Source organism: Nannocystis pusilla, assembly GCF_020073745.1.
Lineage (GTDB): Bacteria > Myxococcota_A > Polyangia > Nannocystales > Nannocystaceae > Nannocystis > Nannocystis radixulma.
Genome location: NZ_JAIRAU010000023.1, coordinates 23053 through 38902 on the forward strand (window position 1 = coordinate 23053; position 15850 = coordinate 38902).

The 15850-nt window shown below is 69.9% G+C and carries 11 protein-coding genes; 8 read left to right on the plus strand and 3 right to left on the minus strand.

All coding sequences use genetic code 11. The features are described from left to right. Window positions 1-283: 283 nt before the first annotated feature. Window positions 284-631: a hypothetical protein gene (locus K7C98_RS17115; RefSeq protein ID WP_224192739.1), complete on the plus strand. Its 348-nt coding sequence runs from the start codon at window positions 284-286 to the stop codon at window positions 629-631. A gap of 57 nt (window positions 632-688) precedes the next feature. Here K7C98_RS17115 and K7C98_RS17120 read toward each other — a convergent pair whose 3' ends face one another. Both K7C98_RS17120 and K7C98_RS17125 read right to left on the minus strand, forming a co-directional pair. After that, a complete protein-coding gene (locus K7C98_RS17120; protein WP_224192740.1) occupies window positions 689-1429 on the minus strand; it encodes a 2OG-Fe dioxygenase family protein in 741 nt (246 codons plus the stop codon). Between the two features lie 50 nt (window positions 1430-1479). Continuing rightward, the gene (locus tag K7C98_RS17125) at window positions 1480-3363 is read right to left on the minus strand and encodes a TolB family protein (RefSeq protein WP_224192741.1); all 1884 of its coding nucleotides are present in this window, start codon (window positions 3361-3363) and stop codon (window positions 1480-1482) included. A gap of 493 nt (window positions 3364-3856) precedes the next feature. On the opposite strand from K7C98_RS17125, the gene K7C98_RS17130 reads away from it, so the two are divergent. From K7C98_RS17130 to K7C98_RS17150, 5 genes are all read left to right on the plus strand, one after another. After that, the gene (locus K7C98_RS17130; protein ID WP_224192742.1) at window positions 3857-4567 is read left to right on the plus strand and encodes a TetR/AcrR family transcriptional regulator; all 711 of its coding nucleotides are present in this window, start codon (window positions 3857-3859) and stop codon (window positions 4565-4567) included. Window positions 4568-4639: 72 nt separating this feature from the next. Further along, window positions 4640-6430, plus strand: coding sequence for a flavin-containing monooxygenase (locus tag K7C98_RS17135; protein ID WP_224192743.1), 1791 nt, complete (start codon window positions 4640-4642; stop codon window positions 6428-6430). 29 nt (window positions 6431-6459) lie between these two features. Continuing rightward, window positions 6460-8100 (plus strand): SMP-30/gluconolactonase/LRE family protein, encoded by a 1641-nt coding sequence (locus K7C98_RS17140; RefSeq protein ID WP_224192744.1) that lies wholly within the window; start codon window positions 6460-6462, stop codon window positions 8098-8100. A gap of 29 nt (window positions 8101-8129) precedes the next feature. Then, a complete protein-coding gene (locus K7C98_RS17145) occupies window positions 8130-8837 on the plus strand; it encodes a ubiquinone biosynthesis protein COQ4 (RefSeq protein ID WP_224192745.1) in 708 nt (235 codons plus the stop codon). A gap of 65 nt (window positions 8838-8902) precedes the next feature. Continuing rightward, a complete protein-coding gene (locus K7C98_RS17150; RefSeq protein WP_224192746.1) occupies window positions 8903-10339 on the plus strand; it encodes a DHA2 family efflux MFS transporter permease subunit in 1437 nt (478 codons plus the stop codon). Window positions 10340-10360: 21 nt separating this feature from the next. On the opposite strand, the gene K7C98_RS17155 is transcribed toward K7C98_RS17150, so the two are convergent. After that, complete coding sequence (locus K7C98_RS17155) at window positions 10361-11437, minus strand: peptidoglycan DD-metalloendopeptidase family protein (protein ID WP_224192747.1); 1077 nt, start codon at window positions 11435-11437, stop codon at window positions 10361-10363. Between the two features lie 780 nt (window positions 11438-12217). On the opposite strand from K7C98_RS17155, the gene K7C98_RS17160 reads away from it, so the two are divergent. Together K7C98_RS17160 and K7C98_RS17165 are read left to right on the plus strand one after the other, a co-directional pair. Further along, a complete protein-coding gene (locus K7C98_RS17160; RefSeq protein ID WP_224192748.1) occupies window positions 12218-13891 on the plus strand; it encodes a hypothetical protein in 1674 nt (557 codons plus the stop codon). A 108-nt stretch (window positions 13892-13999) separates the two neighbouring features. Beyond that, entirely contained in the window at window positions 14000-15850 is a 1851-nt protein-coding gene (locus K7C98_RS17165) for a hypothetical protein (RefSeq protein WP_224192749.1), read from the plus strand.

Genomic DNA, 15850 nt, shown 5'->3' on the forward strand with positions numbered 1-15850 from the left:
GCAGATCCGGCGCACGACCGCGCGCGGGCCATGAGTTCGTGCGGCTCGCGCAGGCCCCCTCCTGCGTGTGCAGGAGGGCGCGAACCCGACGCACCAGGTCGAGCTCGCCTGTCCGGGAGACGGGGTGCGAGGCGGAGTGCCTGGCGCAGCCAGAGTGCGTCGACGGAGGCCGCCGAGTCACACGCCCCGGAAGCGCGTTCGGGGGCCGTGCCCGTTATACTTCCGTCAGCTTCGAAAGGCGCTCCGTGATCGCTGAAATCCTGCAACTCTTCGGGGATGATGCATGAAGGACCTCGAATTCACCCTGAAGACAATGGGCCTCCCGTCATGGGATCCAGAAGAGGACAACGTGGACGTCGTGGTCACGCTGCCGGACGGTAGACGTTTTGCAGCGACGTTCTTCACCTTGAAGAACGTACAACTCCTCTTTACGAGAAACCGCGCCACAGGAGAGTGCTTGCATGGTCTGTACTTCTGGAGCGCCAATATGATCCTCGTTGAGACCTTGACCGAGGATACGATTTACAAATCCGTCAAGGACATGCTCGAAACGGAGGAATTTTTCACCGCATTCGCGGAGCTTCGTCCCCTCGAAGACGACGGCGATGATGGTGCCGCTCGAGGACGGTGAGCCCGTCGGGTCGCGGATACCCTTCGGTGGCAAGCCGAGTCACGAGCCAGCGCGGCTTCAGGCCGGGCCCTGAAAGCCGCCGGCGCGGAATGTCAGCACCAGCGTGTCGCGGTGCCCGTCGGGTTCGTCGAGCGGCTGGATCGGCGTCGTCTCGTGGATCACCCGCGCGTCGTCGAGCAGCAGCAGCGTCCACGGCTCGCTCATCATGAAGCGCAGGCCGTACGGGCCGTCGGCCGCGAACACGCGCGTCTCGCCGCCCTTGATCGCCCGGCGCCCGACCAGCAGCACCGCGACGAAGTCGACGCCGTCGCGGTGGGCGCCCTCGGGGGTCGGGCGGCCGATGCCGTCGGTGGTGTCGATGCGGAACTGGTGCGCCTCGACGTACCAGCGCGGCACCTGCGGCGCGAGGGCGCTGCACACCGCTCCCAGGCGGCGCAGCAGCGCCGACCACACCGGCTGCTGCGTCACCACCGGCAGGATCGGCGCGAACGACCGCTCGAGGCCGCCGTGCAGCGCGTTGTACTCGAGCGGCTGCCAGTGCGCGCGGTGCGGCGTGATCTCGACCTGCGTCCCCTCGACCACGAAGCAGGAGTGGCGTCGCCGGCGGTAGCGGCCGCCGTCGCGCAGGTACGTGTCCGGCGGGAGCTCGTCCCACGCCGGCTGCAGCGCCTGCAGGCCCCCGAGCCCCTGCGGCAGCCAGGACGCCAGAGCCGGGGCGGACACGATCGCGTAGCCGTCGCGGCGGAGGGCTGCCTCGACGTTCGCCGGGTCGGTGTAGGGAGGGGTCAGCGGGGTCATCGCGGCCACGGGTGTACCAGCATCGCGGCCCGTCGGTGGCCCGGCGCGCGTCACTCCGGCGCGGGCAGCGAGCGCGCCGCCGTGAGCGTCCAGCGGGTCCGCTCGATCGGGAAGGTCGTGGTGAACACGATCGTGCGGCCGTCGGCGGAGAAGCGCGGGTCGCGGTCGTCGAGGTCGTTGTGCGTCAGGGTTTGCATCGGCCCGCCGGCGAGCGGCACGCTCACCAGCTCGTGGCGGCCCGAGAGGTTCGCGTCGGTGGCGAACGCGACGAGGCGGCCGTCGGGCGCGACGGTCGGGCTCGTCACGTCGACGTTGGGGGTCAGCGGCGCGAACGTCCAGCCGGACGTCCTGGCGAGCGTCACCACCAGCGACTGCGACCCGTCGCGGACCGCGGCCGGCTGGGCCTTCATGTTCACGCGCGCGACCGCGGCCGCCACCAGCTCGGGCACCGGCCCCGGGAGGTCGACGCGGAACAGCCGCTGCCCGCGATCGCCGGTGGTGGTGACCAGCAGGCGCGGCCCCGACGGGCCGGGTGGGGCTGCCAGGATGTGCAAGATCCCCGAGGAGCCGTCGAACTCGGCCGCGTCGACGCGCAGCGCCCGGTCCGGGTGCGCCGTGGCCAGCAAGATCAAGCTGTCCCGAAGGCCAGGTCTTCCCGGCGACTCCGCCGCCGCCAGCGCGTCGTCCGCGAGCCAGGTCGGCGAGCGGAGGATCGACCGCGTGCGCACCAGCTCGTGCGGCGCCTCGTCGTTCGGCTTCACCAGGTACACGAAGCCCTCGCTCCCGAGCCCGTCGGCGCGGGCCACCGCCCCGGAGCGGTGCGGCTGTCCCAGGTCGGCCGGCGCCAGCGGGACCTGGATGTCGCCGAGGAGCTCGAAGCGGCACCCCTCGCCTGCGAGTCGCCACAGCTGCCCGCGGCCGCCGGCGGCGATCAGGATCGCATCGCCCTGCGGCGACGCCACCACCTCGGATCGCCCGATCGAAGCGTCGAACGTGCCGCCGGACAGCGAATCACAGGGCACGCGTTCGCTCGCCGGATCGGCGCCCGGCGGGACGTACAGCCAGCGGGCGACCGCGTCGATGTCGAGCGCGCCGCTGAAGCTGTCGCTGAAGCGCACGGCGCGGGCGCGGAGGAGCAGGCCGCCGTCGGCGAGCGGCGTCGGGATCACGCTCTCGTGCACCGTCCCGAGCAGGCGCGGCCGCGGCTCGGCGCGTTCGCGGTCGTTCAGCGTCGCGCGGGCTCGCAGCTCGATCCCCTCGATCGCCGCCTCGGCGGCGGGGATCGCCTCGACGGCGAGGACGCCGCCCTGCACGCGCTCGCGCAGCTGCACCACCTCGGTCGATGCCGTGACGTCGGCGCGCAGCGTCGCCGCCAGGGCCTCCTGGGCGAACAGCGCGGTGAGCAGGTCGAGCTCGGCGCCGTGTCGCGCGGGCGACGGTGGCGGGTTGACGGTGAGCACGTGGGGCGACCCCCGGTCGCCGGCGCTGACGACCGCGAAGCGGTGGTGAGGCGCGAAGGTCGGAGGGCCGCCTGCGAGGTCGACGCCGGTGAATTCGAGCGCGGCCGGATCCTCGAAGGCCACGTAGGCGAACCCGGACCAGTCGGCCAGCTTCAACGCGGCCGCGGCTCCGGTCTCCTCGGCGTCGGGCAGCGCCTCGCGCAGCTCCTCGATCAGCTCGGGCAGCCGGCCCTCGTGCACGTCGAAGCCCCAGGCCGCGAGCCTGGGCCGATAGCGGGTCCCGGAGGTGTTCACCACCAGCACGCGGTCGTCCGCCTCGGCGCGGCCGATGCCTCGCGGCGCGACGTACCACCACACCGCGCCGAGGACCACCACCAGCACCACCACCAGCGCGACGACCTTGCCGTGGTGGCCGCGGCGGAGCACCTCGAGCTCGCTCGCGGAGCGTGCCGCCGGGTGTTCGTGGGCCACCATCTCCGCAGCTTCGCACAATCGCGGGCCCGCGTGCACGCGCAACAGCGCGCGCCGGGCACTGCGCGGACCTTGCGGACAGCCCGAGACGTCCCACGACGCCCTGCGAAGTCGTGAATCGTCAGATCGCCGGGCCGCCGCGGGAGAGCTCGTCGGGTCGGCGGCCCGGCGCGTGCAATGTGGGCAGTGCGACGCGTCGCGGGCGTGTCGTTTCCGGGTCATCGCCGAAGAGCACGAGCAGGGGTGACGGAGACACCGACTGCCACGAATCGCGGACATGGGAATTGCGAGCAGTGCGGCCGGACGTGAGAAGGAGCTCGCCTCGACGCGAGCACGGCGCCGCCCGATCGCGCGCACCGCGACGAACCCGCGCCCGTTCGCCCTGAACGGCAGCTCCACGGATTCGCTCACGAGGCGTGAATTAAGTCAGTTGACTTTCTAAGTCAGTCGACTTATCCCCTCCGCGGAGGATTCGCGGGCGAGGCGAGAGGTCCTGATGTGCGCAGACCACAGCAAGCAGGTCCGGAGCAGCGAGACGCGCGAACTGCTCCTGCTCACCGCGGAGCGGCTGTTCGCCGAGCACGGCGTCGAGGCCGTCTCGAACCGGCAGGTCAGCGAGGCCGCCGGCCAGTTGAACAACTCGGCCGTCGGCTACCACTTCGGTTCGAAGGAGGACCTCGTGGTGGCGATGCTGCGCCGGCACGCCGAGCCGATCGAGCGCCGGCGCACCGAGATGCTCGCGGAGATCGCCGGCTCGACCGAGCTGCGCGACTGGGTCGCCTGCCTCGTGCGGCCGTCCATCGAGCACCTCGCCTCGCTGGGCGTCCCCTCCTGGTATGCGCGGTGCATCGCCCAGGTGACCACCCACCCCTCGTTTCGCAAGCTCCTGTTCGACGAGACGTTCGCCTCGCGGTCGATGCAGCAGGGCCACCGGGGCATGTTCCGCCTGGTCCCGCGGCTCCCCGAGCGCGTGAGACAGGAGCGCAACGACATGGGCCGGTTGATGGTCGTGCACATCTGCGCCGAGCGCGAGCGTGCATTGCACGAGGGCACGGCCCCGCGCCGCTCGACCTGGGAATCGACGGCGTCGGGGCTGGTCGACGCGCTCGTCGGATTGTGGCTCGCCCCCGTCACGCCCCTGCGGGCGAGATCGGCCCGCGTCGCCCGCGCGAAACCTCCGCCCGGACGGACGAAACGATCGACGTGAAGCAATCACCATACAGGCGCCCGTGAGCCCGCAGTCCGGGCCGGGCCCTGTCGAACCGAAAGGATGTACGCGATGAATGCGACGAAGAGCGCCGAGGCGCTGAGGGAGAAGTACCGGATCGAGCGCGAGAAGCGGCTGCGCCCCGACGGCAGCGCGCAGTATGTCGACTTCAGCGGCGTCTACAAGGACTTCGACCGCGACCCCCACGTCGAGCCGGGCTTCACCCGTCCGGCCGTGAACGAGGCGATCGACGTGCTCGTCGTCGGCGCCGGCTTCGGCGGCCTGCTGGCGGCGACGCGGCTGCGCCAGGCGGGCGTCGACTCGCTGCGCATCGTCGAGAAGGGCGGCGACTTCGGCGGCACCTGGTACTGGAACCGCTACCCGGGGGCGGCCTGCGACGTCGAGTCGTACATCTACATGCCGCTGCTCGAGGAGACCGGCTACATCCCGACCGAGAAGTATGCCAAGGCGCCGGAGATCTTCGCCCACTGCCAGCGGATCGCCCGCCAGTTCGACCTCTACAGGGCGGCGCTGTTCCAGACCCTGGTCGAGCGAATGGACTGGGACGACGCCGCGAATCGCTGGATCGTCACGACCAGCCGGGGCGACCGGCTGGCGGCGCGCTTCGTGATCATCGCCGGCGGCGTGCTCCACAAGGCCAAGCTGCCGGGCATCCCGGGCATCGAGACGTTCCAGGGCCACAGCTTCCACACCAGCCGGTGGGACTATGATTATACCGGCGGCGGCCCGATGGGCGGCCTCGACAAGCTGGCCGACAAGCGCGTCGGCATCATCGGCACCGGGGCGACCGCGGTCCAGGCGATCCCCCACCTCGGCGCCGCGGCCAGGCAGCTGTACGTCTTCCAGCGCACGCCCTCGAGCATCGGCGCGCGCGACAACCAGCCGACCGACGAGGCGTGGAAGCAGACGCTCCAGCCCGGCTGGCAGCAGGAGCGCATCCGCAACTTCTCCGCGATCGTGTCCGGCCGCCCGCAGGAGGTCGACCTGGTGCGCGACGGCTGGACGTACATCTTCGCCGACGACGGCAGCCGCCGCGCGCAGACCCCGGAGGAGGCGGCCGAGCTGCGCCAGCAGGCCGACTTCCGCAAGATGGAGGAGATCCGCGCGCGGGTGGACGCGATCGTCCGCGACCCGGCCACGGCCGAGGCGCTCAAGCCCTACTATTATCAGCTGTGCAAGCGGCCCTGCTTCCACGACGAATACCTCGACACGTTCAACCGCCCCAACGTCCGGCTCGTCGACACCGAGGGCAAGGGCGTCGAGCGGATCACGCCCACCGGCGTGGTCGTCAACGGCCAGGAGTACCCGGTCGACTGCCTGATCTACGCCTCGGGCTTCGAGGTCTCGAGCGAGTACACCCGCCGGCTCGGCTTCGACATCCGCGGGCGCGGCGGCACCTCCCTGCGCGACAGCTGGGCCGAGGGCGCGTCGACGCTCCACGGCATGCACGCCCGCGGCTTCCCCAACCTGCTGATGTTCAGCACGACCCAGAGCGGCTGGGCGATCAACTTCGTGCACATCCTCGACGAGCAGTCGCAACACGCCGCCTACATCATCGAGCGCTGCCTGCAGCGCGGCATCGCCACGATCGAGCCGACCGAGCAGGCGCAGCAGGAGTGGTGGGGCGTGATCATGAGCCACCTCATGAGCGGCGGCGTCGCCTTCGGCGGCCCCGAATGCACGCCCGGCTACTACAACAACGAGGGCGCCGCGTTCGGCCCGCGTGAGATCCGCATGGCCGGCTTCGCCGGCGGCACGCTCGAGTTCATCGAGGTCCTGCGAAATTGGCGCAAGGGCGACGACCTCGCCGGCCTCGAGCTCACCAGGACGGCCGAGTCATGAGTCGCTCGCACCTGTCCCGGAGGACGTCCATGCATCGAGCGCTCTGCGAGCTCCTGGTCGCCGGCGTGCTGCTCGGCAGCGGCCAGGCCGCGGCCGCGCCGCCGACGACCTACCGGCAGGAGGTCGTGGTCGCCGGCTCGCCCTTCCAGGGCGTCCACGGGCTCGTCGTCGACGGCAAGGGGCACCTGCTGGCCAGCAACCTGCTCGGCCAGTCGGTCCACTCCGTCGATCTGAAGAGCGGCGCGGTGTCCACCCTGGTCGGGCCGCCGCTCGGCGGCGCCGATGACGTGACCCTGGGCCCCGATGGCTCCGTCTACTGGACCGGGTACTTCTCCGGCCGGCTCATGCGGCGCACGCCCCAGGGCAAGACGCGCGTCATCGCCGACGACCTGCCGGGCCTCAACTCGCTGGCCTTCCGCGGCGACGGCCGGCTCTACGTCACCCAGCTCGGCCGCGCCGACGCGCTGTGGGAGGTCGACCCGCGCGGCAACAAGAAGCCGAAGCAGATCCTCGCGAATCCCGGCTTCCTCAACGGCTTCGAATTCGGTCCCGACGATCGGCTGTACGGCCCGCTCCTGCTCAAGCGGCAGGTCGTGCGGCTGGACGTCGACAGCGGCAAGATCGACGTCGTCGCCGACGGCTTCGCCATGCCGACGGCGGTCAACTTCGACGCGCGCCGCGAACACCTCTACGTCGTCGACGCGGCGACCGGTGAGCTGGTGCGCGTGCGCGTGGCCACCGGCGCCAAGGAGGTCGTGGCGAGGTTGCCGACCGGGCTCGACAACCTCGCGCTCGGCCCCGACGACAAGGTGTACGTGTCGAACATGGTGGACAACGACATCCGCGTGGTCGATCCCGCGGATGGCTCGGTCCGGACGCTGGTCGCGGCGCGCCTCACCGTGCCTGCCGGCCTCGCCGTCGCGCCCGACGACGCGGACGAGCAATTGTACGTGGCGGATGTCTACGCGCTTCGCCGGGTCGGCGGGCGCGACGGGAAGATCCACCAGACGACCCGCGTCCTGTCGACGCCGATGGTCTTCCCGATGCAGGTGAGCCTCGGTGCCAGGCACGTGGTGCTCAGCAGCGCGTACCTCGGCAGCCTGCAGGTGCTCGATCGAGCCACCGGACAGATCTTGCGCACGATCGCCAACACGAACGGCGTCCAGGGCGCGCTCGAGCTGGCCGACGGCACCTTGCTGGTGGCCGAGGCCAGCACGGGCCGGCTCGTCCGCGTCGACACCTCCGAGCCGCCGAAGACCACCGTGCTGACCGAGGGCCTCAAGGGGCCGGTCGGGCTGGTGGCCGACACGGAGGCCGCGGAGCCCCGGGTGTACGTCACCGAGGTGCGCTCGGGGCGAGTGACCCGGGTGCGCCTGGCGGACGGAGCGCGGCGCACGGTGGCGAAGGGCCTGCGGGCGCCCGAGGGCATCGCCCGGCTGCCCGACGGCGGCCTCGTCGTCGCCGAGGTCGGCCGCAAACGACTCGTGCGCATCGACCCGACCAGCGGGCGCTCCGCCGTGATCGCCGGCGGCTTGCCCATCGGCATGCCCGAGAGCGAGGGCCTGCCGCCGGGCTACGTGCCCACCGGGGTCGCCGTCGGCCGCTCGGGGACCATCTATGTGTCGTCCGACATCGAGAGCGCCCTCTACCGATTCGTCCCCGTGCCCTGAGCGCGCGACCCCCTGCCCCACACACGATCATGACCACCGCTTCGACGATCGATCCCGCGACCCTGTCGCTGCCCGACGGCGCCTCGCTGTTCACGCGCCTGCGCCTGTCGCTCCGGCTCCTGAAATTGATCAAGGGCGACGAGGGCAACCCCGTGTACGGTCAATTGCTCAACGCCTGCCTCGACGGCAACGTCTACGCGTCGCTCGCCCGCGAGCTGCGGGGCAGCGAGGCGTGGCGCCGCATGTTGTCCGAGCACCCGTCGCTGCAGGCCGGAGATCTGGACCTGGACGCGCTGGAGCGCCTGCCCGAGGGGACGCTCGGACGGGCGTACGCGAGCTACTACCGCGACAACAAGATCTCGCCGTTCGCGACGACGCTCGAGCTCAGGAGCGATGTCGACTTCATCGCCAAGCGCTACCGCGAGACGCACGACCTGATGCACGTGCTGACGGGCTACGGCACCGACGTGATGGGCGAGATGGAGCTGCAGGCGTACGCTCTCGGCAACCTGGGCATCCGGACCGCGCTGCTCATCCTCGCGGTCGGCACGCTCGGGCAGCTCAAGGACCGCCACGCGGGCGTCGGCGCGTCCGAGTACCTGCGGCGGGTGCGGGCGGCGTACCGCCGCGGCCGCGCGTCGCCGCATTTCCTCGACTTCTGGTTCGAGCACCACTGGGACACCCCCGTGGCCATGCTGCGCGCGCGGCTGTGCGCGCCCGCGAAGGGCATGAACTGAGAAACAGCGCACACGCGCGACCGACGACGACGCAGCGCGCCGCTGGTATGGGGACGGTCCGCCCGATGCAGCCGCCCGAAGAGCCGCGAGTCGTTCGATTCTGGCCGTTCATGTTCGCCCTGTTCGTCGGGTCGTTCATGTCGGTGCTGAGCTCGAGCACGATCACGCTCGCCATCCCCGAGCTGCAGCGGTACTTCGGCGCCGAGCTGTCGCTGCTGCAGTGGACCCTGACCGGCTTCATGCTCGCCATGGGCACCTGCGCGCCGCTCACCGGCTACCTCGGCGGGCGCTTCAGCTTCAAGGCGCTGTACGTGGCCAGCCTGGTCGGCTTCACCCTGGCGTCCGTGCTGTGCGGCCTGGCCTGGGACACGCACTCGCTCGTGGCCTTCCGGTTCGTCCAGGGCGCGTTCAGCGGCGCCATCATGCCGGCGACCATGACGCTCATCTACCAGCTCCTGCCCCGCGAACGGCAGGCGCTGGCCGCCAGCCTGTGGAGCCTCGCCGCCAGCCTGGCCCCCGCCTTCGGGCCGACCTTCGCCGGCTGGCTCATCACCCTGGCCGACTGGCGGTGGTTGTTCTTCATCAACGTGCCGCTCGGCCTCGTCGCCGTCGCCCTGGCCGCGCGGACGATCCCCTCCTACCGCCTGCAGGTCCCGCAGGCGTTCGACCTGCCCGGGCTGCTCACCGTCATCACCGGCACCCTGTCGCTCCTGATCGCCCTCAGCCAGGGCAGAGACTGGGGCTGGACGAATGTCAGCACCGTGTCCCTGTTCGTCCTCGGGGCCCTGTCGCTGCTCGCCTTCGTCGTCAGAGAGCTGCGGACGCGCCATCCGCTGCTCGACCTGCGGGTGCTCGCCAACCGCCGCTACCTGGTGACCCTGATCATCTCGTGCATCATCACGATCAGCCTGTACTCGGGCGCGTTCCTCGTGCCGGTGTTCCTGCAGACGATCCAGGGCGTGACGCCGCTCGAGACCGGCCTCGTCCTCCTCCCGGCGTCCCTCGCCATGGCGCTGCTGATGCCCGCGGTCGGTCGCATGTACACGCCGCTCGGGCCGCGCGCGCTGATGACGACCGGCGTCCTGATGATCGCAGGCGGCACGTACGCCCTGAGCCGCTTGACGCTGGAGACGTCCCAGACCTACCTGCTGGCGTGGATGCTGGTGCGCAACGTGGGCATCTCGCTGGCGGTGATGCCGGCCAGCAACGCGGGCATGGAGGAGATCTCGCGCGAGCTGACGGGGCACGCGTCCTCGATCAGCAACTGGCTGCGCAACGTGTTCGGGGCGTTCTCGATCGCCATCTTCACGGCGCTCCTGTCCCTCTTCTCGGCCCGCGAGGCCGAGACGCTGGCGCGGCAGGGGATGACGGAGCGCGGCCCCATCGAGGCGCTCTCGCTCGTGGCGGGCATCAACGACGTCTACCTGGTCGCCACGATCGTCGCCCTGGTGGCCGTGCCGCTCAGCCTGGGGGTCCGCAAGGCGAACCTCCCCGCGAAGTGATCGCAGCGCCGGAGCCGGCCGTCACGGGCAGTTCATCGAGGTGACGGTCTGCCCGGTGTCGGGCACGCCGTCGCCGGCGACGTCGGCGAACGCGAGCGCGACCGACTGGCAATTGGTGGCACCGCAGTTCTCCATGCGCATCGTGTGCGCGTGCGGCCCGGTCGAGTAGCCGGTCGAGCCCGACAGCCCGACGATGTCGCCGCGCGGGACGAACTCGCCGTCGACCACGTTCACCGCGTTCAGGTGCTTGTACAACGTCGTCGAGCCGTCGCCGTGCAGCAGGATGACCAGGTTCGCGTACGGGAAGCACTCCTCGCCGCCGCCGTCGTAGCAGGCGTCGCCCGGCATCGTCTCGGCGTAGGTGTGCAGGACGATGCCGTCGGCCATCGCCACCATCGGCGTATTGAGCGGGATCGCAAAGTCGAACGCGTAGGCGGCCTTGCCCTGGTGGCTGTAGTTGCCGAAGTTCCCCTGGCTGATCTTCGCCTGCTTGCCGCACTCGAGCGGCAACCAGTAGGCGGCCGGCGGCTCGAGCTGCGGCGCCTCCTCGGTCGTGCACTCGACGTAGGTGGCCAGCACGAAGCCGCTGATGTCGTCCTTGGCGATCTCGAACCACAGGTCCTCGTCCCCGATCACCTCGCCGTGCACGAGCGAGAGCACGTCGGCGATCGCCCCGGGGACGAGCGCGCCGACCGGCTCGCCCGCGGTCGACGGCGTCGGCCGGACGTTGAGCGTGTTGCCCGGCATCACCGTGACCTTGACCCGCGGGCAGTCGGGCGGGAGCGGGACCCCGCCGTCGCTGGTGCTGTCGCCCGACGAGCCGGTCGTCTGCTCTGCGCCGCTCGTGTCCGTCGTGCCGCCGTCGCCGGTCGTCTGCGGGCCGTCGCTGGCGGCCGAGCCGGTGGTGGAGGTCGGCGAAGCGGAGGTCAGTGAAGTGGAAGTCGGCGAGGCGTCGCCCGTCGACGCGTCGGTCGACACGTCGACCTGGTCGCCGCTCGTGCCCGAGAGCTCGCCCCACGACTCGTCGCCGGCGCCGCCCGGCGGCGACGCGGAGCAGGAGGCAGCGAGGAGGAAGGCGATCGGTGCACGACGGCGCATACTCGCCGAATATCCGATCCAGCGAATGGTTTCAACCTTCCCCGAAGGACAGATCATGACACGACCGCCGGACCTCGCAGCGGGCCCTGCTGTTGCCCGCGCGGCGGCTCCCCCATCCGGTGGCGTGCGAGCGCGAGCGCACCTGCCCGCACCCCAGCCTGGGGGGCCCTGGCCAGGGCCTCGTCGCCGGTGCCCGCGCGAACGCCACACCATCGCCGCGCTCCTCGAGATTTGAGCAGGTCGCGCACGAGCTCCTCGTCACGTCCTCTCTCCCGGCCGGGCATTCCCGCGCTCCGCCGCCATACCTTCGCCCGGGAGGCCTCATGTGAATAGCGGCACAGCGTGCGCGCCTCCGATCGACCCCGTCCGCGCTGCCATCGCGATCCACAATGTTCGCGGTAACGCGGTTCGCCACGATCGAGCACGACCTCGCAGCATTTGCACACTCGGCCGCTCTCCGACGCCCAATCGCACGAACGATCACGGTGCTTCGCGAGGGGCAGTCGCCGTCACAATCACGGTGTTAATCGTCGGCCAGCTTGGTTGACGGTCTGGGGGGTCGGTGGTAAGGACTCTGGCCAGAAATACGGCAAGATGAGGCGGCGCTCCTTCGCGCCCCCGAGCACGTTCACAAAGAAAGCTGCGCTACCGCCCGGCGGTCGATGGTTGATTCACCCGACCTGCGGCCCGGAGAGTCTTCGTCGGACTCCCGTGGAACCGCGGTCGGCGCGTCTCGCCACCGGCGCGCGCCGGCGTCTGATGTCACCCGAGGAAGCGATAATGGCCATCAACACGGACTGCAAGATCACGAACTCGTCAGGCAAGAGCGTCGTCGTGCTCAACGCCGCCAACTCATCGACCAACGTCGCCCAGAACTCGACGCAACAGGGCTATCTGCAGGACCTGACGCTCCTCACCGGCAAGTCCGGCGGCGCGGTGCTGGCCGACGGCGCGTCCGACACCTTCACGCTGGACGAGACGTACGTCGACGAGAACGGGGACACCAAGACCTCCTATATCTACGACCTGCTGTTCTCGCAGCCCGATTCGCTGTTCCCTGTCATGGTCGTCGGCGAGTCGTTGAACTTCGACTCGATGAGCTACCCGGACATCACGCTGACCGCGGCGGCGGCGGCCAACATGGGCAAGGCCTTCTCGTTCTGCCAGAACATCATGACCTCGCCGACCTCGAAGATGGCCGTGGCGTTCCAGGAGGCCATGTCCGACGCGCTGCGGCTCAAGACGGTGGCCGCCATCGACCAGGCCATCGCCGCGTTCTTCAATCAGTACGACGCCTTCAAGGGGCTCGATTTCCCCAGCTACGTGGCGGTCAGCACCTGGATGCGCGGCTTCGCCTATCTCTGGGGCATGGACGAGAGCGGCAAGGTCGGGCAGACCTACTACGTGTACTCCGCGCCGGACGCGGGCAAGACCGGCGCGACGTCGGAGGGCACGATCGTGTTCGCCAGGAAGGGCAACGCGCCCTCGCCCGCCGATCCGACCGACCGCCAGAGCGCGATGACGATCACCCTCAAGTCGACGAGCGGCACCACCACCGCGCTGAAATTCGCCGACGGGCAGGTCATCGACAGCGCCGGCGGGGCCATCGCCCTCAACTGCTCGTTCGGCTTCAAGGGGACGTTCACCGGCAAGGACACCGACACGACGGCGTGGGCGATCCTGACCGGCACCATGCTCGACAAGCCGGTGATAGCGATCCCGATGGCCCCCGACTCGGACTGGGATCAGTTCTGGTCGGGCCTCACCTTCGAGAAGCTCCTGAACTACTTCCTGCAGGCGATGGGCGTGTGGATGGCGCTCGACTTCCTCAAGCAGAAGCTGACGGCCAAGGAGAAGAAGCTCAACGACGACCGCGCCAACAAGAACGACGGGCGCGACCCCGACGCGCAGCAGCAGGCCGACGCCGACGAAGCCAGCGACAAGGTCGGCGACGCCGTCGCCACCCAGGATCAGAAGCTCATCGACTCGGCCGACCCCAGCGGCAAGGTCAAGCTGCCCGAGTCCGACAGCGAATTCAGCCAGGCGGTGAGTGAGGTCCGCCCGCAGGCGAGCGAGGCCTACCAGGCGGTCGCGGAGGACAACATCAACGGCGCCATCGAGAGCGCCGGCTCGCAGCTCAACGACCTCGCCCAGATCGAGGTCACCCCGGACATCCAGGAGGCCGAGAGCGACCTGGTGGACGCCAAGCAGAGCCTCTCGGACGGCGATCTCGCGGCCGCCAACAAGAGCCTCGACAGCGTCAACAAGCAGCTGCCCGAGATCGTCGAGAACATGGGCGACCAGGTCAGCGCCGAGCTCAAACAGCAGGTCGAGGAGGCCGTCGAGGCGCAGGAAGAGGCCTCCGAGATCGCCGACGAGACCAGCGACAACGCCGACGAGGCCGGGAGCGGCGACGAGACGCCCTTCGAAGACGGCGAGATCCCCGTCGAATGAACCCCCGGCGCGAGCCGGATGAGGGCGGTGTCTTCACCGCCGCGTATGGAACCTCCGGTCGTCGCGCGAATCGTACGACCCGGCGCGCTGCGTGAGCCAGGAGCACTCATGACTGCAGACAAGGCCCCTCCCGCCGGTCCTGGACGGCTCCCCGCGCGCGACGCGGGCACCACCTATCCGATCGACGTCACCAGCACCTGCCCCGACGCGCTCAATGTCTACACGACGACGAGCAAGGCGCCCACGCAGCCTCCCTCGTCGGATCCGGCCGACTACAAGCAGATCTACACCCTCCTGGGCACCGTCGCGGCCAACGGCGTGGGTCATTTCGCCGCGGACGAGCCGATCGCGCGGGTGGTGGTGACCCGCCAGTCCGACGAGTTCCCGGTCAAGGTCAGCGTGGCGAACGCGCTGACGCCGGGCTCGGGCTCGATCAGCGTCGCTCCGGCCGACGTCACGACGGCCCAGGCCGGCTGGGCCTTCTACCAGACCTTCGTGAGCCAGCCGTTCTCGCCGGTGGCGCTCGAGTTCAGCACCCTGGTGGAGAACACGCCGGTCACGGGCCTGGTCGCCGCGGCGGCGACGTTCTTCACCCAGAACGGCGCGCCGGGGCTGACCTTCGGCCTGTTCACGGCGCTCGCCTACTGGGCGTCCAACCAGCTCTACGCCTTCCCCGGCACCTATTATTGTTATGAGCCGCCGGCCGGCAGCTCGATGGGCTTCATCCTGCCGAAGACGCAGGCGGGCACGTTGAGCATCGCCGCCGGCGAGGCCACCTTCGCGCCCGCCGCGGGCGGTTCGACGGCCCTGACCTTCGCCGACAACAAGTTGACGAGCGCCGGCGCCACGACGACGAGCGGGCTGATGTTGACGGCGATCATCCGCGACCTGTCGTGGGAAGGGAAGCCCGACACGATCGCCTGGGGCTTCGTCGGTACCCTGGATGGTCAGCCCTTCATGGCCCAATCCTACCAGGAGCCGGATCTGCCCTGGTATTCGGTCCTGTACGACCTCGTCTATGGCGCGTTCTTCACCGTCCAGCTCGCCATGGCCGCCGACGCCGCGATCAACCTGCTCACCTCGATCCCCGGGGGGCTGCAGTGGCTGGGCGAGAACATCGGCAAGCTGGCCGGCAACCTGCGCGACGCGCTGAACAGCCTGGGCGACAGCGCCGGCCCCGACACGGGCGTCGGTGACGACGCCGACCCGATCAACGTCGACATCGACATCGACGTCGATATCGATGTGGACGTCGACGTCGACATCGACATCGACGTCGATGTCGACGTGGACGTGGACATCGACGTCGACGTCGACTTCATCGCCGTGGTCGACGTGGACGTCGATATCGACGTGGACATCGACATCGACGTGGTGACGGACAACGACGTCGACACCGACGTCGACGTGGACGTCGACACCGACGTCGACGTGCAGCCGGGCGCGATCTCGAAGCTCCTGAGCTCGGTGGGCAACTGGATCATGACCAAGGCGCTGCCGACCTTGCTCGAGGGCGTGGCGATCTACGTGGCATTCCAGTCCGCAGGGGCGCTCCTCAACGCCTGGAAGCAGAAGGACGAGGAGGCGTTCGAGGACCTCCAGCCGCGGCAGACGACGGGCCTCGGTCTGCTGGTCAATTACATGCTCAACGACACGATCCCGGCGTCGACCCGCTGGACGACCTTCAGCCAGTACGTGCAGGAGGTGAACGGCGATCCGTCGCCGCTCCAGGTCACGTTGTCGGCGATCCTCCAGGCCAAGAACAGCCTGGCCGACACCGAGGTGAACGACTGGCGCTGGTCGGACGCCGACAAGGCGCAGGTCGTGGCGTCGATGGCACCGAACACCGGCGCGAAGGCCTACCTCGCGTTCCAGACCCTCGCCGACGCCACCTTCGAGGGCAAGCCGCTGCCCGTGAAGGTCGGCGCGTCCGTGGCGATGGCCTATCTGAAGGCGTGA